We start from the raw sequence: 24,405 nt of genomic DNA on the forward strand, positions 1-24,405 counted from the left end.
GGTGCGGGTTCCTGCGAGAGCACGGACTCGTCCGTCAGCTCTCGCCGCCCGCGTTGCCGGTGGTGCCGGCGTTGACGTCGAGGAGGCGGTACTTCTCGATCGCCTGGACGGCGAGCGAGGGGTCGACCTCGCCGCGCTTGGCGAGCAGCTGCAGCGTCCGCACGACGACCGAGGGGCCGTCGATCTGGAAGTAGCGCCGCGCCGCCGCACGGGTGTCCGAGAAGCCGAAGTCGTCCGCGCCGAGCGTCGCGAAGTCGCCCGGGATGAACTGGCGCAGCTGGTCGGGGACCTGGTGCGAGAAGTCCGAGACGGCGACGAAGGGGCCCTTCGCGTCGGCCAGCTTCTGCGTCACGTACGGCACCTGCTCGGCGTCCTCGGGGTGGAGGAAGTTGTGCTGCTCGGCCTTGATGCCGTCGCGGCGCAGCTCGTTCCACGAGGTGACCGACCAGACGTCCGCCGAGACGCCCCAGTCCTCAGCGAGGAGCTTCTGCGCCTCGATCGCCCACGGCACCGCGACGCCCGAGGCGAGGAGCTGGGCCTTCGGCCCGTCCCACTGGCCCCAGGAGATGCGGTGGATGCCGCGGACGATGCCCTCGACGTCGACGTCCTCCGGCTCCTTCGGCTGCACGATCGGCTCGTTGTAGACCGTGATGTAGTACATGACGTTCGGGTCGGTGTGCTTCCCGCCGTACATGCGCTCGAGTCCGGACTGCACGATGTGCGCGATCTCGTACCCGTAGGCCGGGTCGTAGCTCACGACGGCGGGGTTGGTCGCCGCGAGGATCGGGGAGTGCCCGTCCGCGTGCTGGAGGCCCTCGCCGGTCAGCGTGGTGCGTCCCGCGGTGGCGCCGATCATGAAGCCGCGCGACATCATGTCGCCGGCCGCCCAGATCGCGTCGCCCGTGCGCTGGAACCCGAACATCGAGTAGAAGACGTAGACCGGGATGAGCGGCTCGCCCTGCGTCGAGTACGAGGTGCCGATCGCGGTGAACGCCGCGAGGGCGCCCGCCTCGTTGATGCCGACGTGGAGGATCTGGCCCTGCGGGCTCTCCTTGTAGGCCAGGAGGAGCTCGCGGTCGACCGACGTGTAGTGCTGGCCGCGCGGGTTGTAGATCTTCGCGTTCGGGAAGAACGCGTCCATGCCGAAGGTGCGCGCCTCGTCCGGGATGATCGGGACGACGCGGTTGCCGAAGTCCTTCGAGCGGAGGATGTCCTTCAGGATGCGGACGAACGCCATGGTGGTGGCGATCTCCTGAGTCCCGGAGCCCTTCTTGCCGACCGCGTAGGCCGAGTCCTCGGGAAGGTTCAGCTGCGTGTACTTCGAGCGGCGCTCGGGGAGGTAGCCGCCGAGCGCGCGGCGGCGCTCCTGCAGGTACTCGATCGCCTCGTCGTTCTGACCGGGGTGGTAGTACGGCGGGAGGTAGGGGTTCTCCTCGAGCTGCGCGTCCGTGATCGGGATGCGCATGGTGTCGCGGAACGACTTGAGGTTGTCCAGCGTCATCTTCTTCATCTGGTGGGTCGCGTTGCGGCCCTCGAAGCTGCGGCCGAGACCGTAGCCCTTGATGGTGTGGGCGAGGATGACGGTGGGCTGGCCCTTGTGCTCCGTCGCGGCCTTCATGGCCGCGTAGATCTTGCGGTAGTCGTGGCCGCCGCGGCGCAGGCCCCAGATCTGCTCGTCGGAGTAGCCCTCGACGAGCTTCTTGGCGCGCGGGTCGCGGCCGAAGAAGTTCTCGCGGACGTAGGCGCCGTCCTCCGTCTTGTAGGTCTGGAAGTCGCCGTCGGGCGTCTTGTTCATCAGGTCGAGCAGCGCGCCCTCGGTGTCGCGGGCGAGCAGGTCGTCCCACTCGCGGCCCCAGATGAGCTTGATGACGTTCCAGCCTGCGCCGCGGAAGTACGACTCGAGCTCCTGCACGATCTTGCCGTTGCCGCGGACGGGTCCGTCGAGGCGCTGGAGGTTGCAGTTGACGATGAAGTTCAGGTTGTCGAGGCCGTCGTTCGCGGCGACCTGGAGCTGACCACGCGACTCGACCTCGTCCATCTCGCCGTCGCCGAGGAACGCCCAGACCTGCTGGTCGGAGGCGTCCTTGATGCCGCGGTTGGTGAGGTACTTGTTCGCCTGCGCCTGGTAGATGGCGTTGATCGGGCCGAGGCCCATCGACACGGTCGGGAACTGCCAGAACTCCGGCATGAGCCGCGGGTGCGGGTAGCTGGAGAGCCCGCCGCCCCGGTGCGACTTCTCCTGGCGGAATCCGTCGAGCTGGTGCTCGCTCAGGCGTCCCTCGAGGAAGGCGCGCGCGTACGGGCCGGGGGAGGCGTGGCCCTGGATGAAGATCTGGTCGCCGCCGCCCGGGTGGTCCTGGCCGCGGAAGAAGTGGTTGAAGCCGACCTCGTACAGCGAGGCGCTCGACGCGTACGTCGAGATGTGGCCGCCGACCCCGATGCCGGGACGCTGCGCGCGGTGCACGAGGATGGCCGCGTTCCAGCGGATCCACGCGCGGTAGCGGCGCTCGACGTCCTCGTCGCCCGGGAAGTCGGGCTCGTTCTCGGGCGCGATGGTGTTGATGTAGTCCGTGGTGGGCACCATCGGCACGCCGAGGTGGAGCTCCTTGGAGCGCTTGAGGAGGCTGAGCATGACGTCGCGCCCGCGACCCCGGCCCCGCTCCTCGACGAGCGCATCGAGCGACTCGTTCCACTCCGACGTTTCCTCGGGGTCCGAGTCCACGTGACCGACGGAATACGGGTCCTGATCGTTAACAGTCACCCTCGACCTCTCTCTGGGGGCAGATCGTGCCCGAGACATCACTCTCATGAAGCGGTGCGGATCCGCGGATCCGGGGCTCGGATGACGAGCCGCGCGCGGGCACCTCCGTCAGCCTAGCGATTCCTGTGCCCCGAACCTGGAATCGCACTGTGGTGATCCACGAGGAATGGGCGCCGACGACTGTAGGAGAGCGCCAGACGGGACGCGTCGACCGGCCCGTGATCGGGGGAGACGGGCCGTTCCTTGGAGTCTGCGCGGAGCGGGTCTAGCATTGCCCCTCGTGCTCGCGCGACTCTCGTGCGCACGGAAGGACATCGGACCGATGGCTCTCGAGAAGCTGACCCTGGCTCCCGACTTCGAACTCGCGAACCAGTACGGCGAGCGCATCCAGCTGGGCGACTTCCACGGGCGGCGCAACGTCGCCCTGGTGTTCTTCCCCCTCGCCTTCTCCGGCACCTGCACGGGCGAGTTCTGCGCGCTGCGCGAGAACCTCTCCCTCTTCGAGCACGCCGACGTGGAGCTGATCGGCATCTCGGTCGACTCCAAGCACACACTGCGCGCCTGGGGCGAGAAGCAGGGCTACGACTTCACGCTCCTCTCCGACTTCTGGCCGCACGGCGACGTCGCCAAGCAGTACGGCGTGTTCACCGAGGCGAAGGGCTACGCGACCCGCGCGACCTTCCTCATCGACAAGGCCGGCGTCATCCGGGACACGTTCATGACCGCCCCGGGCGAGCCTCGCTCGATCGACGCCTACCGCGCCGCCATCGACGCGCTCGCCCCCGCGCACGTCTGACCCTCCGGAGGCGGACCGCCCCGGTCGTCAGCTGAGGATGTTGACGGCCCGGGAGATCACGAGGGCCAGCAGGACGAATCCGGTGAACGCCTCGGCGATCATCAGGAGCTTCATCCGGCTCGACAGCGGCATCGTGTCGGTCGGGCTGAACGCCATGGTGTTCGTCGTCGAGACCGAGAGGTAGTCCACGAAGCCGGGCCGCCAGTCGGCGCGCTCGGAGGAGGTCGCGGCGACCTCGGGCGCGGTGTCGCGGTAGGTGTCCTGCGGGAAGGCGAAGTCGGCCGCCGGCAGCTCGGTGCGGGGAAGCGTTCCGCGGGCGACCGGACCGCCGCGGTCGAGCTCCCAGAACAGCAGCGCGTACGCGACGACGTTGGTGACCCAGACCTGGAGTGCGGTGAGCAGCAGCGGCGGGCCGTCGGCCGTCCCGTCGACGAGGTCGATCACCACGGCGACCACGTTCACCTGGTTCGCCACGGCGAGCACGACCGCCAGGGCGATGGAGACCCCGCGCGACCAGCGCGTCTCGCTGTCGAGCCGGTGCGGGTTGACGACGAACAGCGGCACGAGCAGCGCGAGCGTGATGCCGGCGGCGACGAGGCGGACCACCGAGGTGTCGGCGCTGTGGCCGGCCACGTTCAGGGCGACGGCCACCAGGATCGCGGCGGAGGCGGGCCAGCGGCTCTCGGCGCGCCGCCTCGCCCGGGAGTCGCTGTCGGCGGTCATGTGCCGAGGCTAGTGCCCGCAGGGGGCCGCTCCGCCTGCCGTAGGATCGAGTCGATCGTCCGCGGGTGCGCCCGCGGCGGGGGCCTTTAGCTCAGTTGGTAGAGCGCCACGTTTACACCGTGGATGTCATCGGTTCGAGCCCGGTAGGGCCCACCACCTCCGGCGATCGGACACTGCGCGTCAGCGGGACTGCCGGCGCTTGTAGGGCTTGGGCTGGCCCTTGACGATCGGCGCGCGCCCGGTCCCCTTGGAGGCCTTGGCCTTGCCTCCCGACTTCGGGGCCGCCTCCGGCTCGTCGCCGAGCGCGGCGAGCTCCTCGCGGGCCGAGGCGAGGCGCTGCCGCCCGGCCGCGGTGAGGGTCGTGGCGGCGGCACCGGGCTCGAAGAGCGGCTTGCCGAGGTCGAGCTCGACGGCGGCGACGGAGGAGTCGAGCTTCTGCCGCGAGATGCCGAGGCGCTCGGCGGCGCGCACGAAGTGCAGCTCCTCGGCGACCGCCACGAAGTGGCGCAGCTGGCTGATCTTCATCCCGAACCCTTCACGGCCGCTCCCTGCGGCACGACCACGGTACGCGGTCCGGGAGGGGGCGCCGACCGCCGGGAGCGCCGTCGGGAGCGGCATCGGTCCGTCGATCCGCGCCAGAGGACCCGGCGGACATTGCCGGACGGAGGCGGGAGGCCTACGGTCGCGCCCGTGGGCGGTCCCGAAGCCGGCCACGGAGAGAGGCCGACGTGGGCGCGCTCATCTACAGCTCGATCGCGTCGCTCGACGGCTACGTGAACGACGCGGACGGCGGATTCGCCTGGGCGGAGCCGCGACCCGCCGTGCACCGCTTCATCACGGAGCGCGACGGGCGGGTGCGCACGTACCTGTACGGGCGGCGCATGTACGAGGTCATGCGCGCGTGGGAGCAGACCTGGGCACTGGCGGAGGAGTTCGCGTTCATCCGCGACTTCCAGGAGATGTGGCGGGCGGCCGACAAGGTCGTGTACTCGACGACGCTGGAGTCGGCCGAGACCCGCCGCACCCGCGTCGAGGGCGGGTTCGACCCGGTCGTCGTCGCCGCGCAGGTCAGCGCCGCCGACCACGACGTCTCGATCGGCGGGCCGACCCTCGCCCGGCACGCGCTGCTCGCCGGGATCGTCGACGAGGTGCAGGTCTACACGGTGCCGGTGGCGGTGGGCGGCGGGACCCACTTCCTCCCGTGCGGGTTCCACGCGCGCCTCGACCTGCGCGAGGAGCACCGCTTCGCCGACGGCACGGTCTTCACGCGCTATAGCGTGCGGCGCTGAGACCGGCTACTCGGCGCCGACCAGCGCGGCGATCCGAGAGGCGAGACGGGCGCCCTGAGCACGTCCGGCGCGGGCGGAGGCGGCGCGGACGGCCGGGTCGAGCGAGTTCGGGCCGAAGGCGCGCACCGACTCCTCGTCGGCGTAGAGCACCTCGACCCGCGAGTCCGCGAGGGCGTCGAGCTCGCCGGTCGGGATCAGGCCCGCGCCGGGCGTGCCGACTCCCGGCAGCGGAGTGACGATCAGGACCCAGTCGGCTCCCGCGGCGAGGTCGGCGTTGCTGCCGGAGCGCACGCCGCCGTCCATGTAGCGCACGCCGTCGATGCTGACGGGTGGCCAGACCCCGGGGACGGCGCAGCTGGCGGAGATCGCGTCGACGAGGCCGACACCGCTCTCGCGGTCGAACACGCGCAGCTCGCCGGTGGCCGTGTCGACCGCGGTGATGAGCAGACGCTGCTCGGGCCAGTCGGCGTCGCCCACGCGGGCCGAGATGACGGCCCGGCGCGTGTCCTCGGGGAGCGTCTCGGCCTCGAGCGCGAGGGTGCCGATGCGGCGCCGCGCGTCCTGGGGCGAGGTCGCGCCCTCGACGGCCGCGGCGAAGAGGGCCTGGAGGCGCTCACCGTCGACGTCCGCTCCGATCTCGGCGGACTCCTCCTGGAGCTGGGCCTCGTACGACTCGTCGAGGCCGGTGCCGGTGCTCAGCTGCGCGGCGACCGCGGAGCCCGCGGAGGTGCCGATGAAGGTCGTCGACGGATCGAGTAGGAGGCGGGCCGCCTCGGGGGAGGCGTCGGCGAGGCCGCGGAGGACGCCGAGCTCCCAGGCGATTCCGGCGAGGCCGCCGCCGGCGAGGACGAGTGCACCAGGCATGGGGGAGGTCCTTTCGATCAGGATCAGGAGGGGGCGGGCGCTGCGGAGCGCCGCAGCACCAACGCTGTCACATCGTCGTGCGCGTCGTCTGCGAGAGCATGCAGACGCTCGAAGAGAGCGGGGTCGTCGTTGCTCCGCACCAGCTCGGCGAGACGGTCGAGCGCGTCGAGGCGCCCGCCGAAGACGTCGAGCAGGCCGTCGCTGCAGGAGAAGAGCGCGTCGCCGGGGGCGAGCACGCGCTGCTCCTCCTCCCAGGAGACGTCGGCGGCGATGCCGAGCGGGACGCCGGTGGAGGCGAGCCGCTCCGAGGTGCCGTCGGCGCGCAGCAGGAGGGTGAGGCCGTGGCCGCTGTCCACGAACGCGACGGCGCCGCTCGCGAGGTCGACCCGGGCGATCAGTGCGGTCGCGAACATCCCGGTCGCGGTCAGGTCGGGCAGGAGCTGGCGGTTGACGGCCTCGACGGCTGCCGCGGGAGGGAGCTCCGGCCGCGCCTGGAACGCGGAGCGGATCGCGGAGGCGACGATCGCCGCCGAGACCCCCTTGCCCATCACGTCGACCAGCTCGAGGGAGAGGTCGTCCCCGCTGCGGCGCCACGCCGTGTAGTCGCCGGCGACGTCGTGCAGCGGCGTGGTCAGCGAGTCGAGGCTCCACTCGCCGAGGTCGAGGCGCTGGGGCCGGAGCCGCTCCTGCGTCTCGCTCGCGCGTCCGGAGAAGGCGATCTCGCGCAGCTCCCGCTCGGCCCACCGGCCGAGGTCCTCGAGGATCTCGCGCTCCTCCTCCGAGAAGCCGCGCACCTCGCTGTCGATGATGCAGATCGTGCCGACGCGGAGGCCGTCCCCGACGACGAGCGGGCGGCCCGCGTAGAAGCGCACGTGAGGGGATCCGGTGACGACTCCGCGGTCGGCGAACCGCGGATCGGCGGTGGCGTCCTCGACGACGAGGATGTCGCCCTGCTGGACCGTGACGTCGCACATCGAGTCGGCGCGCAGCATCCTGCTCGCCCGCGCCGAGCGCTGGGGCGACTTCGTGAACTGCGTCGACTCCTCGAGGATGTTGATCTCGGCGAGGGGGACGCGCAGGAGCCGGCGGGCGATGCGGGTGATCCTGTCGAAGCGCTCCTGGGGGGTGCTCAGGCCGATCCCGAGCTCGGCGATCGCGGCGAGGCGGGCGCGCTCGGTCGGCTCGCTCACGTGCGGGTCCGGGCGAGTGCCCAGAGGTTCTGCCCGTCGACACGGCGGTAGGAGAACTCGGTGACGAGGGCGTGGATGAACGGGATCCCGCGGCCTGCCTCGTCCCACTCGTCCGGCATGTCGCGGGGGTCGGCGACCTCGGCGGGCGCCTCCTCGGCGGAGTCGTTGAGCGAGGCGCGCAGCTCGGTCGCGTCGACGCGGATCTCGACCAGGCAGATGATGTGCCGGTACGACCGGGCGTGCTGGACGATGTTCGAGGTCAGCTCGACCAGCGCGGTCTCGAACGACATCCGGTCGACCGGCGCGACGCCCGGCTCCTCGAGCCACAGCTCCTCGAGCGCCTCGTGGACGGCGGTGACGCCGTCCTCGGGCGGCGTCCGCACGACGAAGGAGCGCTCAGGCACGATAGGCCTCCTCGACGGTCTCGGCGCTCCCGAGCAGGCGGTCGAGGTTGGACAGGCCGAGCACCATGGCGGGCTGCTCGCCGGCGGCGGCCACGCGCAGCTCGCCGCCCGCCTTCCGCGCCTCCTTGAGTCCGGCGACGAGGACGCCGAGCCCGGACGAGTCGAGGAACTCGACGGCCGCCAGGTCGACGACCACGCGGACCTCTCCCGCCTCGAGCGCACGCTGGAGGACCGCTTCGAGCTCCCACGCAGTGGACAGGTCGAGCCGGCCGACGGGGCGGATCACCACGATGTCGGGCTCGATCCGCTCGGTGCTGATCCTCGAGCTGGGCTCCATGGTTTCCTCCTGACGGGACGGCACGCGGTTCCGCAGGGCTCGGAGACGTGGTGAGGACGCGGTCGGGGGCGCGACCGAGGGATTCCGGGTCCGGTGCGGGGGTGAATCGGGGAGTTCGTCCGCCTCCGACCGTACAAGGGAACGGGGCGCCCCGTGGGAGGCGTGACCGCATCCGCGCTGCGACACGCGGTCCGCGGCCCCGGGAGGAGGCTCCGCTCAGCCCCTCGCGGCGGCGAGAGCGTCGGCGGCGAGCCGCACGGAGGCGTCCCGGCCGGTCAGCCAGAGCGGCACGGAGCGGGCGCGGAGCCCCGCCGACTCGAGCGCCGGGACCGCGTCCGCGTCCTCCTCGCCGACGAGCCAGGCGTCGAGGAGGCCGCCCCCGCTCCGGGCTCCGTAGTGCCGGCCGACGGCCTCGGCGGAGGTCTCGACGCCGATCGCGGCGAGGCAGGCGTCGGCCATGCCGCGCACCACCGCGCCTCCGATGACGGGGGAGACGCCCACGACGGGTGCGGAGGTCCGGCGGAGGGCGTCCGCGATCCCGGGCACTCCGAGGATCGTGCCGATCGAGACGACGGGATTGGAGGGCGCGACGAGCACCGCGTCGGTGTCGGCGATCGCCTCCAGCACGCCCGGGGCGGGGCGGGCGCTCTCCACCCCCTGCTGGACGAAGCGGCGCGCGGGCGCTGACGCCCGAAGCCGCACCCACCACTCCTCGAAGTGGAGGAGCCGCACGCCCTCGCCGGGAAGGTCGACCTCGACGTGGGTCTCGACGTCCTGGTCCGACATCGGCAGCAGGCGGACCCCCAGCGGCCAGCGGGCGGTGATCCGCGCGGTCGCCTCCGAGAGGGTGAGGCCGTCGCGCAGCATCGAGCTGCGGGCGATGTGGGTGCCGAGGTCGAGGTCGCCCAGGGTGAACCACGGCCAGCCGACGCCGAAGGCGGTGAGCTCGGCCGAGACCCGCTCGCTCTCGCCGGCCCGCCCCCAGCCGCGCTCCGTGTCGTTCACTCCGCCGAGCGCGTAGGTGATCGAGTCGAGGTCGGGGCAGACCTTGAGGCCGGTGAGCCACATGTCGTCGCCGGTGTTGACGACGACGGTGATCTCGCTCGCCTCGCCGCCGGCGGCCTCGAGATCGCGGAGGTGCTCGCGGACCGCCGAGGTGAAGCGGGCGCCGCCGACGCCTCCGGCCAGGATCGTGATGCGCATCCGCCCACGCTAGCGGCACCGACGGATTCCTCCCCCGGCGAGCCTTAATGCTGCGGATCCGCGCCGGAAACACCGGGGAAACGTCGAACCCCGACGATGAAGCCCTGTCCCCGGAGCCGGACGGTCCGTCATTGCCTTCGGGCCCGGCGGGGACCACAGTGGGTCCACGTCCCCGGCTCCGCACCGCCCGGCGGAGCACGACCGGAGCCGGACAGGGACGCCCGAGCATGGAGGTACCGATGACCATCGTCCGCGCAGCGATCACCCAGACGACCTGGACCGGCGACAAGGAGTCGATGCTCGACAAGCACGAGCGGATGGCCCGGGACGCCGCAGCCGACGGCGCGCAGATCGTCTGCTTCCAGGAGCTGTTCTACGGCCCGTACTTCGGCATCACCCAGGACAAGAAGTACTACCGCTACGCCGAGCCCGCCGACGGGCCGATCGTGCAGCGCTTCGCGGCCCTCGCGAAGGAGCTGGGCGTGGTGATGATTCTCCCGATCTACGAGGAGGAGCAGACCGGCGTCTACTACAACACCGCGGTCGTGGTCGACGCCGACGGGACGATCCTCGGCAAGTACCGCAAGCACCACATCCCGCACCTGGACCGCTTCTGGGAGAAGTTCTACTTCCGGCCCGGGAACCTCGGCTACCCGGTCTTCGACACCGCCGTCGGCAAGGTCGGCGTCCACATCTGCTACGACCGCCACTTCCCGGAGGGCTGGCGGGAGCTGGGCCTGAACGGCGCCCACCTCGTCTTCAACCCCAACGCCACCAAGCCCGGCCTGTCGAACCGCCTCTGGGAGGTCGAGGGCCCGGCGGCCGCGGTGGCGAACGGCTACTTCGTGCTGCAGCCCAACCGCGTCGGCCGGGAGGACAACGAGTACGGCGACCTCGCGGTCGACTTCTACGGCACCAGCCAGATCATCGATCCGCGCGGGGAGTTCGTCGGCGAGCGGGGCTCGGGCGAGGCCGAGGAGATCCTGATCCGCGACCTCGAGATGGACATGGTGCAGGAGATGCGCGACGACTGGCAGTTCTACCGGGACCGCCGGCCGGAGTCGTACACCAGCATCCCGAAGCCGTGACCGCAGACCGAGACGGGGAAGACCGATGAAGACCCTCATCACCGGCGGGACGGTCGTCAACGCGACCGGCACCGGAGCCGCAGACGTCCTGATCGACGGCGAGACCATCGCCGCCGTCCTCGCCCCCGGCTCCACGCTGATGGGCTTCGACCTGGCGGCCCACGTCGACCGGGTGATCGACGCGCGCGGCAAGTACGTCATCCCGGGCGGGGTCGACGCGCACACGCACATGGAGATGCCGTTCGGCGGCACCTCCGCCTCGGACACCTTCGAGACCGGCACGCGCGCCGCGGCCTGGGGCGGCACGACGTCGATCGTCGACTTCGTGGTGCAGTACCCGGGCGAGAGCGTCGTCGACCGGTTCCAGGCGTGGCAGGAGAAGGCGGCCGGCAACTGCGCGATCGATTACGGCTTCCACCAGATCCTCTCGGACGTGCAGGACTCCTCGCTCGTCGCGATGGACGAGCTGATGCGCGAGGGGGTGACCAGCTTCAAGCTGTTCATGGCCTACAAGGGCGTGTTCCTCTCGGACGACGGGCAGATCCTCCGGGCGTTCCAGAAGGGCGCGGAGAACGGCGCGATGATGATGATGCACGCCGAGAACGGCGCCCTCATCGACGAACTGGTGAAGCAGACCCTCGCCGCCGGGAACACCGCGCCGTACTTCCACGGCACCTCTCGCCCCTGGCAGGCGGAGGAGGAGGCGACGCACCGGGCGATCATGATCGCCGACCTCACCGGCGCGCCGCTGTACGTGGTGCACGTCTCCGCGAAGCAGGCGGTGGAGCAGATCGCCCAGGCCCGCGACCGCGGCATGAACGTCTTCGGGGAGACCTGCCCGCAGTACCTCTACCTCTCGCTCGAGGAGCAGCTCGGCGCGCCGGGCTTCGAGGGCGCGAAGTGGGTGTGCTCCACGCCGCTGCGCTCGAAGGCGGAGGGGCATCAGCACCACATGTGGCAGTCGCTGCGCACCAACGACATCCAGATGGTCTCGACCGATCACTGCCCCTTCTGCATGAAGGGCCAGAAGGACATGGGGATCGGCGACTTCTCGAAGATCCCCAACGGCATCGGCTCGGTGGAGCACCGGATGGACCTGATGTACCAGGGCGTGGTGTCGGGGCAGATCTCCCTGCCGCGCTGGGTCGAGCTGACCTCGACCACCCCGGCGCGGATGTTCGGGATGTACGGGAGGAAGGGCGTCATCCAGCCCGGGGCCGACGGCGACGTCGTCGTCTACGACCCGAGCGGGCACACCTCGATCGGGATCGGCCAGGGCCGCAGCCACCACATGAACATGGACTACTCCGCCTGGGAGGGCTTCGAGATCGACGGCCACGTCGACACGGTGATCTCCCGCGGCAGGGTCGTCGTCGACGACGGCTCCTACGTCGGCACGAAGGGCGACGGGGCGTACATCCCGCGCGGTCTGAGCCAGTACCTGATCTGAGCCGGCACCCGATCCGAGCCAGCACCTGATCGAGCAGAAGGAACCCCATGGACTTCGGAGTCGTCCTCCAGACCAACCCGCCCGCCTCGCGCACCGTCGCGCTCGCCGTCCTCGCGGAGACGCACGGCTTCGACTACGCGTGGACCTTCGACTCGCACCTGCTCTGGCAGGAGCCCTACGTGATCTACTCGCAGATCCTCGAGAGGACGCACCGGATCACGGTCGGCCCGATGGTCACCAACCCCGCCACGCGCGACTGGACGGTCATCGCCTCGCTGCACGCGACGCTCAACGAGATGTACGGGAACCGCACGGTGTGCGGGATCGGACGCGGCGACTCGGCGGTGAGGGTGACCGGAGGAGCTCCGACGACGCTCAAGACGCTGCGGGAGTCGATCCACGTCATCCGCGAGCTCGCCAACAGCCGTCCGGTCGAGTACAACGGCCAGACGCTGCAGTTCCCGTGGAGCCGGGGCTCGTCCCTGGAGATGTGGGTGGCCGCCTACGGCCCGCTCGCCCTGAAGCTCGCGGGCGAGGTCGGCGACGGCTTCATCCTGCAGCTGGCCGACGTGGACATCGCGCGCTGGATGATCGGCGCCGTCAAGGAGGCGGCGGCGAACGCCGGCCGGGATCCCGAGTCGCTGCAGTTCTGCGTCGCGGCGCCGATGTACATCGGCATCGACCGGGAGCACATGCGCGACCAGTGCCGCTGGTTCGGCGGGATGGTCGGCAACCACGTGGCCGACATCGTGGGCCGCTACGGCGCCTCCGGAGCGGTGCCGCAGGCGCTGACGGACTACATCGCCGGGCGCGAGGGCTACGACTACAACGAGCACGGCCGCGCGGGCAACAGCCACACCGCCTTCGTGCCGGACGAGATCGTGGAGCGCTTCTGCGTGCTGGGCACGGCGGACGAGCACGTCGAGAAGCTCCGGGCGCTCGCCGACATCGGCGTGACGCAGTTCGCGGGATACCTCCAGCACGACAACAAGGAGGAGACGCTGCGCGTGTACGGCGAGCGGGTCATCCCGGAGCTGCGCGAGCACATCGTGGCCCGCGCATGAGACCGGCCCTCGCGCGCGGGCTCGTGCTCGGCGCCGGCGGGCTCCTCCTGCTCGCGCTCGTGTGGGAGGGCTGGAAGGCGCTCGGGCCCGAGGCCGGGGTGGTCGTCGGAGGAGTCACGGTGCTCCCGCGCACGAGCGCCATCGCGATGCCCCACCTCTGGGAGATCGCGGCCCGGCTCGGCGAGCCGGTCACCGGAGCGCGGAACGCCCCGGCGCTCTGGTCGGCCGTCCTGGGGGCGAGCGCCTTCTCGCTCGGGATCGCCGCGGTCGGCTGGGTCGTCGGCACGGTCGTGGGGCTGCTCCTGGCTCTCCTGATGCAGCGGTTCCGCACGGCGGAGTCGGCGGTGCTGCCCTGGATCGTGCTGAGCCAGACGGTGCCCCTGATCGCGATCGCCCCACTGGTGCGGCGCTGGGGGTCGCAGCTCGAGCTCGGACCGGTGACCTGGGAGAACTGGATGTCGGTGGCCCTGATCGCCTCCTACCTCGCGTTCTTCCCCGTCTCGATCGGGGCGCTCCGCGGGCTCGGCTCGCCGACGGCCCACCAGGTCGAGCTGATGCACGTCTACGGCGTCGGCTGGTGGAAGACGCTGGTGCGCCTGAGGCTGCCGGCGAGCGTGCCCTACCTGCTGCCGGCCCTCCGGCTCGGAGCGGTCAGCGCCGTCGTCGGCACGATCGTCGCCGAGGTCTCGATCGGCCTGCGCGGCGGGATCGGCCGCATGATCATCGAGTTCGCCTCCGCTGCCGGAGGCGACCCCGCCAAGCCCTGGGCGCCGATCCTCGGGGCGGTGCTGGTGGGCCTCGCGGCCGCCGGCGCCGTCGCTCTGCTCGGCACCCTCCTCCGTCCGTACCGCCGAGGGGAGCAGCCCGCATGAGCCCTGCAGGATCCGCGGTCGTCGTCGACTCCGTCACGAGGACCTTCACCACCGCTCGCGCCGCGAGCGTCACGGCGCTCCAGGACGTCTCGCTCGAGGTGGCCGCGGGGGAGTTCGTCTCGCTGATCGGCCCGTCCGGCTGCGGCAAGTCGACGCTGCTGCGGCTGATCGCCGACCTCGACGAGCCGGACTCCGGCTCGATCGCCGTGTTCGGCAAGACGGCCCGGCAGGCGAGGCTCGACCAGGACTACGGGATCGCGTTCCAGCAGGCGGGCCTCCTGCCGTGGCGCACGATCCGGGCGAACATCGCCCTGCCGCTGGAGCTGCACGGCGTCGCCGCGACCGCCCGGCGCTCGCGCGTCGACGAGCTGCTGGCGCTGGTCGGGCTCGGCGACTTCGCCGACTCCTACCCGGACCAGCTCTCCGGCGGGATGCAGCAGCGCGTCGCCATCGCGCGGGCGCTCGCCGAGAGCCCGCGCCTGCTCCTCATGGACGAGCCGTTCGGGGCGCTCGACGAGATGACCCGCGAGCGGATGCAGACGGAGCTGCTGCGGATCCGGCGCGAGACCGGCGCCGCCGTCGTCTTCGTCACCCACTCGATCCCGGAGGCGGTGTTCCTCTCGGACCGCGTCGTGGTGATGTCGCCGCGGCCGGGAAGGATCCGCGACGTCCTCCCGGTCGGACTCCCCGGAGCATCCGAGCGCGACGCGGCGGTCAGGGAGGACACGGCGTTCTTCCGCGACGTGAGCGCCGTGCGCGAGCTGCTGCACGGCGATCCCGCCGCCGTGCCGCGCGGAGTGGAGAACCGGTGAGCACGACGGCGCTGGCGCGCAGCGTGCTCGCGCCGGTCGTGCTCGGGATCGCCGCGGTCCTGCTCTGGCAGGCCGGGGTCACCGCTCTGGCGATCCAGCCGTTCGTGCTCCCGTCGCCGCTGGCGATCGGACGGGAGTTCGCCACGAACCTCGGCTCCGTCGCCGAGGGCAGCGCGGTGACCGGCCGCAACGCGCTGGTCGGCCTGCTGGTCGGCGCAGTGCTGGCGGTCGTGGTCGCCGGACTCTCGGCGCTCGCGCGGGTCTTCGACGGACTGGTCGCGCCGATCGTGGCCGCGGCCGCCGTCGTGCCGATCGTCGCCCTCGCTCCGGTGCTCTACACGATGTTCGGAGCGAACGCCGAGACCGCGAGGCAGCTCGTCGCGGCGCTCGCCGTGTTCGTGCCGGTGTACGTGACGACGCTGCGCGGGCTGCGGCAGGCCGCTCCGGTGCACCGCGACCTGCTGAAGGCCTACGCGGCGACCCCCTGGCAGACCGCCCGCACGATCACGCTGCCGGGAGCGGTGCCCTACGTCTTCACGGGGCTCCGCATCGCCTCCTCGCTCGCGGTGATCTCGGCGCTGGTCGCCGAGTACTTCGGCGGACCCGTGGGCGGGCTCGGCAAGTCGATCACGACGGCGTCCTCGGGCAGCGACTACGCGCTCGCCTACGCCTACGTCCTGGGCGCCGTGCTCGTCGGCCTCGCGTTCTACTGCGTGACGGCCGCGCTCGAGGCGTTCGCGCTGCGCCGCAGCCGGCTGCGCTGAGCGCGGCGCCGCGCGTCCCCGCACCCTCCTCGGTCCTCCCGATTCCCGACTCCCGATTCCCGACTCCACCCGACGCACCATCCGCACCGCCCGCATCATCAGCGCCACCTGCACCACAGCACCACCTGCACCGCCGCACCACGGGGCGCGCCGCACCGGCGACCCCGCAGACCGCACCAGGAGGACCCGTGACCAGACGCACCCGCATCACCCTGACGACGACCGCCGCCTTCGCGGCCGTGGGCCTCGCGCTCACCGGCTGCAGCGCCTCCGGCGGCTCCGACCCGGGGTCGGACTCCGGCTCCGGCGGCCTCACGCCGGTCACCCTGCAGCTGCAGTGGGTGGCCCAGGCGCAGTTCGCCGGGTACTACGACGCGCTCGACCAGGGCTACTACGAGGACGAAGGCCTCGACGTGACGATCGCCGAGGGAGGCGGCGACATCGTCCCTCAGGACGTGCTCGCCTCGGGCGACGCGGACTACGCGATCTCCTGGGTGCCCAAGGTCCTCGGCTCGATCGAGCAGGGGGCCGGGATCACCGACGTCGCGCAGATCTTCGAGCGCAGCGCCACCACGCAGATCTCCTTCAAGGACAAGGGGATCACCTCGCCCGCCGACCTCGCCGGGAAGAGCGTGGGCAGCTGGGGCTACGGCAACGAGTGGGAGCTGTTCGCCGGCATGCAGAAGGACGGCGTCTCCCTCGACGACATCTCGCTGGTGCAGCAGCAGTTCGACATGAACGGCTTCCTCGCGGGCGACATCGACGCGGCCCAGGCGATGACCTACAACGAGTACGCCCAGGTCCTGGAGACCGTGAATCCCGCCACAGGCGAGCTGTACCAGCCGGACGATCTGAACGTCATCAGCTGGAACGACGTGGGCACCGCGATGCTCCAGGACGCGATCTGGGCGGACGCGGGCAGGCTCGCCGACGACGACGCGTACGCCGAGCAGACGGTCGCCTTCATCAAGGCCTCGATCAAGGGTTGGATCTTCGCGAAGGACGATCCGCAGGCGGCGGCCGACATCGTCACCGCGGCCGGATCCACGCTCGGCACCAGCCACCAGCTCTGGATGACCAACGAGGTCAACAAGCTGATCTGGCCCTCGACGAGCGGCGTCGGGATGATCGACGAGGCCGCGTGGCAGCAGACGGTCGACATCGCGAAGGAGACGGAGAACGAGACGGGCGCGACGATCATCAGCGCGGACCCGCCCGCCACCGCCTACTCGAACGAGTACGTCGAGAAGGCGCTCGCGGAGCTCGCCGACGAGGGAGTGGACACGAGCGGTGCCGACTACGCGCCGATCGACGTGACGCTGGAGGCCGGCGGCGCCTGAGCCCGGACTCCGCCCCTCCCGGCTTCTCCCGGCCCCTCCGGCCCCGGAGGGGGCCGGGAGGGGTAGGCTGGACCCCCGTGACTACTTTCAAGAAGACGCCGTTCACCGTGAACGTGCGCGACCTCGTGAGGCGACCGGGCGAGATGCGCGAGCACCGCCTCGAGCTCGAGGCGCCGGAGCAGTTCGGCGAGGGGATCGTCGCGGTCCGCAAGGGATCGGCCGTCGATCTCGACGTCCGACTCGAGTCCGTGCACGAGGGGATCCTGGCCAGTGTCGAGGTGTCGGCGAGGGCCGACGGCGAGTGCAGCCGGTGCCTGACCGACATCTCCCTGCCTGTCGATGTCGAGTTCCAGGAACTTTTCGCGTACTCTTCTGACGAAGCTTTCGACTATGAGGTTCACGACGACCACGTGGATCTTGAACCTCTGGTCAGGGATGCGGTGGTTCTGTCGCTGCCGTTCCAGCCGGTCTGCCGGCCGGACTGTCCGGGCCTCGACCCCGTCACGGGGGAGCGGCTGGCCGATTCCTCCACGCCCGAACCCGAGGCGCCGCGCGACTCCCGGTGGGCCGCGCTCGCAGGGTTGAGCGAGGGGGACGGCGGGGCCGCAGCGCCCGGAGCTTCCACCGACAGAGCTTCCGCAGACAGCGGTGAGGGCGCGACCGCCCGCACCGAATCCGACTAGAGGTAGAGAAGAGAGAATCATGGCTGTTCCCAAGAGGAAGAAGTCCCGCGCGAACACCCACGCCCGTCGTTCGCAGTGGAAGGCCGAGGTCCCCACCCTCGTCAAGACCATCGAGAACGGCAAGGTCGTCTACAGCCTTCCCCACCGTGCCAAGGTCGTCGAGGACTCCGCGGGCACCGCGCTGTTCCTCGAGTACAAGGGCCGCAAGGTCGCCGACGTCTGATCCCGCTCCTGGTCCGCACGGCGCGGGGCGCACCGCCCCTCGACGAACGGACCGCGGTCCATGGTGAACCAGACCTCCGCACGACCCTCCAGCGACGACCGGTCGCGTCTGGAGGCCACGCTCGGCGTGAGCCTCGACGGTGAGCTCTTCGAGCTCGCCCTGACGCACCGGTCGTTCGCTTTCGAGCACGGCGGCATCCCGCACAACGAGCGCCTCGAGTTCCTCGGCGACTCGATCCTCGGGCAGGCCGTGACCGTCATGCTCTACACCGAGTACCCCGCCCTCAGCGAGGGCGACCTGGCCAAGCGCCGGGCGAGCCTCGTCTCGACCGTCGCTCTCGCCGAGATCGCCCGCGGCATCGGCCTGGGCGAGTTCCTCCGCCTCGGACGCGGCGAGGAGCTGACCGGCGGCCGCGACAAGGCGTCGATCCTCGCCGACACCGTCGAGGCCATCATCGGCGCCGTCTACCTGGGCACCGGGCCCGACGCGGCCCGCGACCTGGTGCTGCGCCTGATCGCCCCCCTCCGGGCCGATCCGCTCCGCTTCGGCGTCTCGATGGACCCGAAGACGAGCCTCCAGGAGGCGGCCGCCGAGCGCGGTGCGCCGGCCCCGCGCTACGAGATCGCCGCCACCGGCCCCGACCACAACAAGGTGTTCGTCGCTACCGTGATCGTCGGCGGACTCGTCACCGCCCGCGGCGAGGGGACGAGCAAGAAGGCGGCCGAGATGGCCGCCGCGCTCGACGCGTGGACGCGTCTGGCGGCCCCCGGCGCACCCGCCGCTCCCGCGGTCTCGGACTGACCGTGCCCGAGCTGCCCGAGGTCGAGGTGGTGCGGGCGGGTCTCGCTCCCGCGGTCACCGGCTCCCTGGTGACCGGCGTCGAGATCGTCGACGAGCGCTCGCTGAAGCGGCACGTGCATCCGCACGGGACCTTCGAGCGCCTGCTCGTCGGACGCCGGCTCGAAGCGGCGGTGCGGCGCGGGAAGTTCCTCTGGCTGCCCGCGGGCCGCGACGAGGCGCTGCTGGTGCACCTCGGCATGAGCGGCCAGGTGCTGCTGCGCACGGCGGATGCGGCGCTGCCGCGGCTGGCGCGCATCCGGATCGGGATCGAGCACCCCGAGCACGGCGAGCTCGCCCTGCACTTCGTCGACCAGCGGATCTTCGGCTCGATGGCGGTCGACGCTCTGGTGCCGACCCCGGACGGAGAGCCGGGCGGCTACGCGGGCGAGGAGGTCCGCGGAGGCGGCTGGCTGCGCGCCGTGCCCTCGCAGGTCGCGCACATCGCCCGCGATCCGCTCGACCCCTCCTTCGACCTGGGCTCGGTCGTCGCGTCGCTGGCGAGGAGGAGCAGCGGGATCAAGCGGGCGCTGCTCGACCAGACGCTCGTGAGCGGCATCGGGAACATCTACGCGGACGAGTCGCTGTGGGCGGCGGAGCTGCACCCGGAGCGGCCGAGCTCGTCGCTCGGCGAGGCGCGCATCCGCCGCCTCTTCGCCGAGGTGCGCTCGGTGCTCGAACGGGCGCTGGCCGAGGGCGGCACCAGCTTCGATGCGCAGTACGTGAACGTGAACGGTGCCTCCGGCTACTTCTCGCACAGCCTGCACGCCTACGGGCAGACGGGGAAGCCCTGCGCCCGGTGCGGCGCGGCGATCGTGCGGGTGCCGTTCATGAACCGCTCCTCGCACCTCTGCCCGCACTGCCAGCAACTGCCGCGCTGACGCGCCGGGAGGCGCCGCCTCAGGCGGCGGCGTCGGCGGGCGCCGGAGCGTACCGGGAGTGGACGACGAGCTCGCCCAGCAGCGTCGCGACGAGCGTGATGACCGCGGCGATCGCCAGGCCGAGCCAGAGTCCGACCAGCAGGGCGAGCGCGCCGACTCCGGCACCCGCGGCGATCAGGACGATCGCCGCCGCGCGGCGGAACCACGGCTGACCGGAACCACCCGCCAGGCGGGAGTCCGCAGCGAGGCCGGTGATCGTCGAGGTGACGACGACCGTCGTGACGTCCTTGACGGCGAGGTGGCGGGCGGTCGCGGCCTGGAGGCCCATCGCCCCGCCCAGCACGCCGGTGACGGTGAAGGCGAGCGGCTCGGGGTGCTCAGGCACGACCGCGAGCACGATCGCCAGGACGCCGAGCAGGATGCCGACCACCGCGAAGAGCCAGGTCGAGCGCGAGGTCCAGCCCTTCTTCACCGGGCGGAGCACCCGGCCGCCGATCACGGCGCCGATCATGAAGGCGCCCAGCGCGATCAGGGGCCCGACCACGGGCAGGTCGGCCGCGCCGGAGAGGGCCATGCCGAGGATGACGACGTTGCCGGTCATGTTGCCGGCGAAGACGCGGTCGAGCCCGAGGTACCCGACGGCGTCGATGATGCCGGTCGAGAAGGTGAGGGCGAGCATCAGGCCGAGGGTCGCGCCCTCGGAGCGGGTGCGCAGGCGTCGGAACACGGGAGTCCTGTCGTCGGGGGCGGGTCTGGAGAATCGTGGCACACGCGTGCACATGCTCGAAACACGGCGCGGTTAGGGTCGGACGGCGCGGACGGGCCGCGCGGGAGGCGGACGCGCATGCGGTGGACGGAGTGGGCGGTGCAGCCCGGTGAGGGAGTGCCGCCGGGGGTCGACTACCTGCCGGCCGAGCCGGGTTCGGTGCTGTGGGGGCGCCTGCCGTGCGCGGCGGACGCGCCCGTGCTCACCGTCGACTCGGGGGCCGAGGTCGTCATCGACACGCTCAGCCACGAGGGCGTGCTGGAGGATCAGGGCCGCGATCCGGTCGCCTTCTTCGGCCGCCACGGAGTCGCTCCGGAGGGGGTGCTGCGCGACGCGGTCGCGCTCGCCGCGGACGGGCCGTTCCGCGACGGCGAGACGGACGGGCCGCACGTGGTCACGGGGCCGATCGCCGTCCGGGGAGCGCTGCCGGGGGACCTGCTCCGGATGACCCTCCTCGAGGCCGAGCCGCGCGTGCCGTACGGAGTCGTCTCGAACCGGCACGGCCGCGGGGCGCTGCCGGGCGAGTACCCGCTGCAGGAGGGGCCGTTCAGCGTCTTCGCGCGCGTCGACGAGGACGCGCAGGGCGGTCTCCGCGGCGTGATCCCGCTGGTGCCGGGAGGAGAGCGGGCCGCCCGGTTCCCGCTCCGGCCGTTCCTCGGGATCATGGGCGTCGCCGTCGCAGGGGAGGAGCGCCCGCACTCCGTGCCGCCCGGTGCGCACGGGGGCAACATCGACATCGCACTGCTGACCGCCGGAACCAGCCTCTACCTTCCCGTGCAGGTCCCGGGCGCGCTCGCGTACGTCGGCGATCCCCACTTCGCGCAGGGCGACGGCGAGGTGGCGCTGACGGCGATGGAGGCGAGCCTGCGCGTCCGGGTGCGCCTGGAGGTCGTCCCGCGCGCCGAGGCGATCGCGGCGTTCGGGGAGCTGCTCGGGCCGATGGGGGAGACCGGCGAGTTCCTCGTGCCCACCGGGATGGACGAGGACCTGGACGTCGCCGTGCAGAAGTGCGTCCGCGCGGCCATCGCGCTGCTGGCGGCCCGCTACGGGATGGACCCGGCTCACGCCTACGCCTACCTCAGCGCGGCGACCGACTTCGACATCTCGCAGGTCGTCGACCTGGTGAAGGGCGTGCACGCCCGCGTCCGGACGGCCGACTTCGATGACTGACCCGCGGGTGACGACGCTCGAGGGCGACCTGCCGGACGGGCTGGTGGACGCGGTCCTGGCGTACGAGGCGGCGCTCGGGGCTGACGACGTCGCGGCGCTCGCCGACGCGTTCGTCGACGCGCCGACGACGCTCCGCGGCGACGCCTCCGGGCTGCTCGTCGGCCACGCGGTGATCACCGGCTTCCGGGGTCGTCGCGGCGGGGCACCGGTGCGGGAGCTGGTGGAGCTGCACGTGCGGGCGGTCGATGCGGGCACGGCGCTCGTGGTCAGCGTGAACGCTCCGGCACGTGGCGGGCGCGGGCTCGTCACGCAGCTGTGGTCGCGGGAGGGCGGGACCTGGCGGGTGCGCGCCGCGCAGGTGCAGGCGCCCTCGCCCGCGCTGGACCCCCGCGTCTGGCGGGCCGTCGGCGCGCCGCTCGTGCCGGCCGCCGGCTCCGGGACCCTCGACGGACTGGACGTCGCGGTCAAGGACCTCTTCGCGATCGAGGGCCAGCGGATCGGCGCGGGAGTGCCGGCCCGCCTCGCTTCCGCGCCGATCGAGGCGGCGACCGCTCCGGCCGTCGCGCAGCTGCTCGCAGCGGGAGCGTCGGTGCGCGGGATCGCTCAGACCGACGAGTTCGCCTACAGCATCGCCGGCCGGAACTCCGGCTACGGGACGCCGCCCAATCCGGCCGTGCCCGGAGCGATCCCGGGCGGATCGTCGAGCGGACCGGCGACTGCCGTGTCGCTCGGGCAGGCCGCCGTCGGGCTGGCGACCGACACCGCGGGATCGATCCGGGTACCCGCCTCCTACCAGGGCCTGTGGGGGCTGAGGACGACCCACGGTGCAGTGCCCGTCGAGGGGCTGCTGCCGCTGGCGCCGAGCTTCGACACCGTCGGGTGGCTGACGCGGGAAATCGGCACGCTGAGGAGGGTGGCCGAGGTCTGCCTGCCGTCCGGCCCGCCGGTCCGGAGTCTCGCGGTGGCGCCGGCACTGCTGGGCGGAGTGGACGCGGCCGTTCGGGCGGCGTTCCGATCGGCGGTCGGGAGGATGAGCGCCGACGAGGTCGAGCTGCCACCCGTGGCGGAGATGCTCGAGGCGTTCCGGCTGGTGCAGGCCGCGGAGGCGTGGCGGTCGAGCGGCGCGTGGGTCGCGGCGCATCCGGGAGTGCTGGCGGCGGACGTGCAGGCGCGGTTCGACGCGGCGGCGCTCGTCGACGAGCAGACGGAGGCGGCCGCGCGGGCGCGGGTCGCGGGTTTCCGGCAGGCGCTCGACAGCGCGCTCGACGGGCGGGTGCTGCTCCTGCCGTCGGCGTCGTCGGTCGCGCCGACCCTCGACGCGTCGGCCGAGACGATCGACGCGGCACGGTCGGCGACGCTCGGCCTGACCTGCGTCGCGGGGATCGGCGGGTATCCGGCGCTGTCGGTGCCGCGGCTGAGCGTCGACGGTGCTCCGGTGGGGCTCTGCCTGGTCGGGCCACGCGGATCGGACCTCGCGCTCCTGGAGCTGGCCGGCGCGCTCTGAGGGCGCGCTCCGAGTGCGGGTGGGGGGCATCCCGCGCCCGCAGGAGCGCAGCATGTCCCGCGGTCAGAACGGCGGCGGCGCATCGCTGAAGCTCGGCCTGCGCGGTGGCCGCGGTGGCGCGGGCGGATCGGGGGGACGGGTGACCACGCGGCGGCCGGTGGGAGTGGTCCAGTCGGCCGAACCGTCGGGGTGGAGCGTGTAGGTCCAGCGGTCCCCGTGGCGGACGTGGTGGTGGCCGACGCAGAGCGACGCCAGGTTGTGGAGTGCGGTGTCGCCTCCGTGGCGCCACTCCAGCGTGTGGTCGGCCTCGGCCGTCGCCGCCGGCCGGGTGCAGCCGGGAAAGCGGCAGGTCCGGTCGCGCAGCTGGAGTGCGAGGCGCATCCGCGGGGGAGGGAGGCGGTGCGTCCTGCCGACCGAGACGACGGCACCCGACCCCGGGTGGATGAGCACCGGGGTGACGGCCGAGCAGGGTCCGAGGAGCTCGCGCGCGACGCCGGCCGGGACGAGGCCGTAGCCGTCCAGTTCTGCCGGCGTCTCGTCCTGCCCGGCCGCGGTGCTCGCGGCCACGGTCAGACGCACCTCGGCCCGGATGCCGCGAGCATACGTCCGCGGCCTCTCGTCGCCTGGCGCCGTACCGGACACGTCGCCGTCGCAGAGCAGGTCGACGAGCGCGTCGGCCCGCAGCTGCGCGAGCGTGCGCTCCTGCGCCGGACCGCTCCCGCCGCCCGTCCTGTCGCCGTTCCCGTCGCGGAGGGTGCGGGCGATCCGGTCGAGCCGCGCGAGCGCGCCCATCGCGGCCGGAGCGGGGAGGGTCGCGCAGAGCGTGGCCATGCCGTCCTGCTCGGGTGAGACCCAGACGGCCCGGTCCTCCCGGGCGCGAGCGTGGCGATCGGCGAGGGGCACGTCGTGCAGTTCGTCGCGCAGTCGGACGAGGCGTCCCCGCAGCTGGGTCGGCGTCATCGAGGCGGCGAGTCCCGCAGCGCGCTCGTCGAACTCCCGGAGGGAGGCCGGCGGCAGGGTCGCGGCGACTCCGCAGATGATCTGCCCCGCCTCCCAGCGCAGCCGCGCCTCGGCCAGCGCGGCGCGCGTGCACGGGAGGTGCGCGACCAGCAGGCGGGCGTGCTCGAGCTCCCGGGCGGCCACGCGCTCGGACACGGCCAGCGCTACGGCGAGCTCGGCCCGCACCGAGCGCTCCACGAGGTCGCGCGACTCGCTGGGTGACCCGCCGCGAGCGAACGCCTCGGGGCGGCGGAGCGCAGCCCTGTACGCCTCGTGCAGCGCCTCGGCGGAGGCGAGGTGGAGCGGAGCCGCGGACCGGGCGAGCAGCGCCGCACGGTCGCCGAGGGCGCGGACCTCCTCGAGTCCCTGCCGCATCCCATCCGCC

25 protein-coding genes and 1 tRNA gene are annotated in these 24,405 nt (G+C 72.3%); 16 read left to right on the plus strand and 10 right to left on the minus strand.

Annotation, left to right across the window (positions count from 1 at the left end; all coding sequences use genetic code 11):
- Positions 1-34 precede the first annotated feature (34 nt).
- Entirely contained in the window at positions 35-2,761 is a 2,727-nt protein-coding gene (aceE, locus tag C5C53_RS11350; protein ID WP_104223467.1) for a pyruvate dehydrogenase (acetyl-transferring), homodimeric type, read from the minus strand.
- A gap of 322 nt (positions 2,762-3,083) precedes the next feature.
- Between aceE and C5C53_RS11355 the strand changes: the two genes are divergently transcribed.
- Complete coding sequence (locus C5C53_RS11355; RefSeq protein WP_104238203.1) at positions 3,084-3,557, plus strand: peroxiredoxin; 474 nt, start codon at positions 3,084-3,086, stop codon at positions 3,555-3,557.
- A gap of 27 nt (positions 3,558-3,584) precedes the next feature.
- Here C5C53_RS11355 and C5C53_RS11360 read toward each other — a convergent pair whose 3' ends face one another.
- Positions 3,585-4,280 carry a hypothetical protein gene (locus tag C5C53_RS11360; protein WP_104226669.1) on the minus strand — a complete coding sequence of 232 codons (696 nt, stop codon included), beginning with the start codon at positions 4,278-4,280 and terminating at the stop codon, positions 3,585-3,587.
- Between the two features lie 80 nt (positions 4,281-4,360).
- Here C5C53_RS11360 and C5C53_RS11365 point away from each other — a divergent pair.
- Positions 4,361-4,436, plus strand: a tRNA-Val gene (locus tag C5C53_RS11365).
- A gap of 24 nt (positions 4,437-4,460) precedes the next feature.
- On the opposite strand, the gene C5C53_RS11370 is transcribed toward C5C53_RS11365, so the two are convergent.
- Positions 4,461-4,805, minus strand: a complete 345-nt coding sequence (locus C5C53_RS11370) for a LysR family transcriptional regulator (protein WP_104223469.1) — start codon at positions 4,803-4,805, stop codon at positions 4,461-4,463.
- Between the two features lie 203 nt (positions 4,806-5,008).
- On the opposite strand from C5C53_RS11370, the gene C5C53_RS11375 reads away from it, so the two are divergent.
- Positions 5,009-5,569, plus strand: coding sequence for a dihydrofolate reductase family protein (locus tag C5C53_RS11375; RefSeq protein ID WP_104267572.1), 561 nt, complete (start codon positions 5,009-5,011; stop codon positions 5,567-5,569).
- A 6-nt stretch (positions 5,570-5,575) separates the two neighbouring features.
- Here the strand turns inward: C5C53_RS11375 and C5C53_RS11380 are convergent, their stop codons facing one another.
- The 5 genes from C5C53_RS11380 to cofD all read right to left on the minus strand — a co-directional run bounded on the left by C5C53_RS11380 (position 5,576) and on the right by cofD (position 9,567).
- The gene (locus C5C53_RS11380; protein WP_104238200.1) at positions 5,576-6,433 is read right to left on the minus strand and encodes a patatin-like phospholipase family protein; all 858 of its coding nucleotides are present in this window, start codon (positions 6,431-6,433) and stop codon (positions 5,576-5,578) included.
- Between the two features lie 23 nt (positions 6,434-6,456).
- The gene (locus tag C5C53_RS11385) at positions 6,457-7,623 is read right to left on the minus strand and encodes a PP2C family protein-serine/threonine phosphatase (protein ID WP_181065545.1); all 1,167 of its coding nucleotides are present in this window, start codon (positions 7,621-7,623) and stop codon (positions 6,457-6,459) included.
- A complete protein-coding gene (locus C5C53_RS17155) occupies positions 7,620-8,027 on the minus strand; it encodes an ATP-binding protein (protein WP_104223473.1) in 408 nt (135 codons plus the stop codon). The genes C5C53_RS11385 and C5C53_RS17155 overlap by 4 nt, the downstream gene beginning before the upstream one ends.
- Entirely contained in the window at positions 8,020-8,364 is a 345-nt protein-coding gene (locus tag C5C53_RS11395) for an STAS domain-containing protein (protein WP_104223474.1), read from the minus strand. Before C5C53_RS11395 ends, C5C53_RS17155 begins: the two co-directional genes overlap by 8 nt.
- 216 nt (positions 8,365-8,580) lie before the next feature.
- Complete coding sequence (cofD, locus tag C5C53_RS11400; protein WP_104234201.1) at positions 8,581-9,567, minus strand: 2-phospho-L-lactate transferase; 987 nt, start codon at positions 9,565-9,567, stop codon at positions 8,581-8,583.
- A 239-nt stretch (positions 9,568-9,806) separates the two neighbouring features.
- Between cofD and C5C53_RS11405 the strand changes: the two genes are divergently transcribed.
- The 11 genes from C5C53_RS11405 (at position 9,807) to mutM (ending at position 19,581) form a co-directional block, all read left to right on the plus strand.
- Positions 9,807-10,655, plus strand: a complete 849-nt coding sequence (locus C5C53_RS11405) for a nitrilase-related carbon-nitrogen hydrolase (protein ID WP_104238196.1) — start codon at positions 9,807-9,809, stop codon at positions 10,653-10,655.
- A gap of 25 nt (positions 10,656-10,680) precedes the next feature.
- Positions 10,681-12,105: a dihydropyrimidinase gene (hydA, locus tag C5C53_RS11410; RefSeq protein WP_104267574.1), complete on the plus strand. Its 1,425-nt coding sequence runs from the start codon at positions 10,681-10,683 to the stop codon at positions 12,103-12,105.
- 47 nt (positions 12,106-12,152) lie between these two features.
- Entirely contained in the window at positions 12,153-13,169 is a 1,017-nt protein-coding gene (locus C5C53_RS11415) for a TIGR03842 family LLM class F420-dependent oxidoreductase (protein WP_104267575.1), read from the plus strand.
- Positions 13,166-14,041 (plus strand): ABC transporter permease, encoded by an 876-nt coding sequence (locus C5C53_RS11420; RefSeq protein ID WP_104223479.1) that lies wholly within the window; start codon positions 13,166-13,168, stop codon positions 14,039-14,041. Before C5C53_RS11415 ends, C5C53_RS11420 begins: the two co-directional genes overlap by 4 nt.
- Positions 14,038-14,853, plus strand: coding sequence for an ABC transporter ATP-binding protein (locus C5C53_RS11425; protein ID WP_104226661.1), 816 nt, complete (start codon positions 14,038-14,040; stop codon positions 14,851-14,853). The genes C5C53_RS11420 and C5C53_RS11425 overlap by 4 nt, the downstream gene beginning before the upstream one ends.
- Positions 14,850-15,617, plus strand: a complete 768-nt coding sequence (locus C5C53_RS11430; protein WP_104267576.1) for an ABC transporter permease — start codon at positions 14,850-14,852, stop codon at positions 15,615-15,617. Before C5C53_RS11425 ends, C5C53_RS11430 begins: the two co-directional genes overlap by 4 nt.
- A gap of 188 nt (positions 15,618-15,805) precedes the next feature.
- Positions 15,806-16,957, plus strand: a complete 1,152-nt coding sequence (locus C5C53_RS11435; RefSeq protein WP_258075413.1) for an ABC transporter substrate-binding protein — start codon at positions 15,806-15,808, stop codon at positions 16,955-16,957.
- Positions 16,958-17,100: 143 nt separating this feature from the next.
- A complete protein-coding gene (locus C5C53_RS11440) occupies positions 17,101-17,640 on the plus strand; it encodes a DUF177 domain-containing protein (protein ID WP_104226701.1) in 540 nt (179 codons plus the stop codon).
- A gap of 19 nt (positions 17,641-17,659) precedes the next feature.
- Complete coding sequence (rpmF, locus tag C5C53_RS11445; protein WP_104223482.1) at positions 17,660-17,863, plus strand: 50S ribosomal protein L32; 204 nt, start codon at positions 17,660-17,662, stop codon at positions 17,861-17,863.
- 60 nt (positions 17,864-17,923) lie between these two features.
- Positions 17,924-18,664, plus strand: a complete 741-nt coding sequence (gene rnc / locus C5C53_RS11450) for a ribonuclease III (protein ID WP_104250952.1) — start codon at positions 17,924-17,926, stop codon at positions 18,662-18,664.
- Between the two features lie 2 nt (positions 18,665-18,666).
- A complete protein-coding gene (gene mutM, locus C5C53_RS11455) occupies positions 18,667-19,581 on the plus strand; it encodes a bifunctional DNA-formamidopyrimidine glycosylase/DNA-(apurinic or apyrimidinic site) lyase (protein WP_104267597.1) in 915 nt (304 codons plus the stop codon).
- Between the two features lie 19 nt (positions 19,582-19,600).
- Here mutM and C5C53_RS11460 read toward each other — a convergent pair whose 3' ends face one another.
- On the minus strand, positions 19,601-20,308 hold the full coding sequence (locus C5C53_RS11460; RefSeq protein ID WP_308470741.1) for a YoaK family protein: 708 nt from the start codon (positions 20,306-20,308) through the stop codon (positions 19,601-19,603).
- A gap of 117 nt (positions 20,309-20,425) precedes the next feature.
- Here C5C53_RS11460 and C5C53_RS11465 point away from each other — a divergent pair, with 117 nt between their 5' ends.
- The gene (locus C5C53_RS11465) at positions 20,426-21,517 is read left to right on the plus strand and encodes an acetamidase/formamidase family protein (RefSeq protein WP_104247529.1); all 1,092 of its coding nucleotides are present in this window, start codon (positions 20,426-20,428) and stop codon (positions 21,515-21,517) included.
- A complete protein-coding gene (locus tag C5C53_RS11470) occupies positions 21,510-23,021 on the plus strand; it encodes an AtzH-like domain-containing protein (RefSeq protein WP_104267577.1) in 1,512 nt (503 codons plus the stop codon). Before C5C53_RS11465 ends, C5C53_RS11470 begins: the two co-directional genes overlap by 8 nt.
- A gap of 63 nt (positions 23,022-23,084) precedes the next feature.
- On the opposite strand, the gene C5C53_RS11475 is transcribed toward C5C53_RS11470, so the two are convergent.
- A complete protein-coding gene (locus C5C53_RS11475; RefSeq protein ID WP_181127759.1) occupies positions 23,085-24,395 on the minus strand; it encodes an HNH endonuclease signature motif containing protein in 1,311 nt (436 codons plus the stop codon).
- Positions 24,396-24,405 lie beyond the last annotated feature (10 nt).

Source organism: Rathayibacter sp. AY1E3 (assembly GCF_002932235.1).
In the GTDB taxonomy this organism is placed as follows: domain Bacteria; phylum Actinomycetota; class Actinomycetes; order Actinomycetales; family Microbacteriaceae; genus Rathayibacter.

What these genes read in the sequence shown, in the direction of transcription:
- rnc (WP_104250952.1), top strand. Translation starts at nt 17,924, where the DNA reads ATGGTGAACCAGACCTCCGCACGACCCTCCAGCGACGACCGGTCGCGT.
- C5C53_RS11470 (WP_104267577.1), top strand. Translation starts at nt 21,510, where the DNA reads ATGACTGACCCGCGGGTGACGACGCTCGAGGGCGACCTGCCGGACGGG.
- C5C53_RS11360 (WP_104226669.1), bottom strand. Translation starts at nt 4,280, where the DNA reads ATGACCGCCGACAGCGACTCCCGGGCGAGGCGGCGCGCCGAGAGCCGC.
- C5C53_RS11405 (WP_104238196.1), top strand. Translation starts at nt 9,807, where the DNA reads ATGACCATCGTCCGCGCAGCGATCACCCAGACGACCTGGACCGGCGAC.
- C5C53_RS11420 (WP_104223479.1), top strand. Translation starts at nt 13,166, where the DNA reads ATGAGACCGGCCCTCGCGCGCGGGCTCGTGCTCGGCGCCGGCGGGCTC.
- cofD (WP_104234201.1), bottom strand. Translation starts at nt 9,567, where the DNA reads ATGCGCATCACGATCCTGGCCGGAGGCGTCGGCGGCGCCCGCTTCACC.
- C5C53_RS11465 (WP_104247529.1), top strand. Translation starts at nt 20,426, where the DNA reads ATGCGGTGGACGGAGTGGGCGGTGCAGCCCGGTGAGGGAGTGCCGCCG.
- C5C53_RS11355 (WP_104238203.1), top strand. Translation starts at nt 3,084, where the DNA reads ATGGCTCTCGAGAAGCTGACCCTGGCTCCCGACTTCGAACTCGCGAAC.
- C5C53_RS11395 (WP_104223474.1), bottom strand. Translation starts at nt 8,364, where the DNA reads ATGGAGCCCAGCTCGAGGATCAGCACCGAGCGGATCGAGCCCGACATC.
- hydA (WP_104267574.1), top strand. Translation starts at nt 10,681, where the DNA reads ATGAAGACCCTCATCACCGGCGGGACGGTCGTCAACGCGACCGGCACC.
- C5C53_RS11380 (WP_104238200.1), bottom strand. Translation starts at nt 6,433, where the DNA reads ATGCCTGGTGCACTCGTCCTCGCCGGCGGCGGCCTCGCCGGAATCGCC.
- C5C53_RS11415 (WP_104267575.1), top strand. Translation starts at nt 12,153, where the DNA reads ATGGACTTCGGAGTCGTCCTCCAGACCAACCCGCCCGCCTCGCGCACC.
- C5C53_RS11475 (WP_181127759.1), bottom strand. Translation starts at nt 24,395, where the DNA reads ATGCGGCAGGGACTCGAGGAGGTCCGCGCCCTCGGCGACCGTGCGGCG.
- C5C53_RS11440 (WP_104226701.1), top strand. Translation starts at nt 17,101, where the DNA reads ATGCGCGAGCACCGCCTCGAGCTCGAGGCGCCGGAGCAGTTCGGCGAG.
- C5C53_RS11370 (WP_104223469.1), bottom strand. Translation starts at nt 4,805, where the DNA reads ATGAAGATCAGCCAGCTGCGCCACTTCGTGGCGGTCGCCGAGGAGCTG.
- rpmF (WP_104223482.1), top strand. Translation starts at nt 17,660, where the DNA reads ATGGCTGTTCCCAAGAGGAAGAAGTCCCGCGCGAACACCCACGCCCGT.
- C5C53_RS11425 (WP_104226661.1), top strand. Translation starts at nt 14,038, where the DNA reads ATGAGCCCTGCAGGATCCGCGGTCGTCGTCGACTCCGTCACGAGGACC.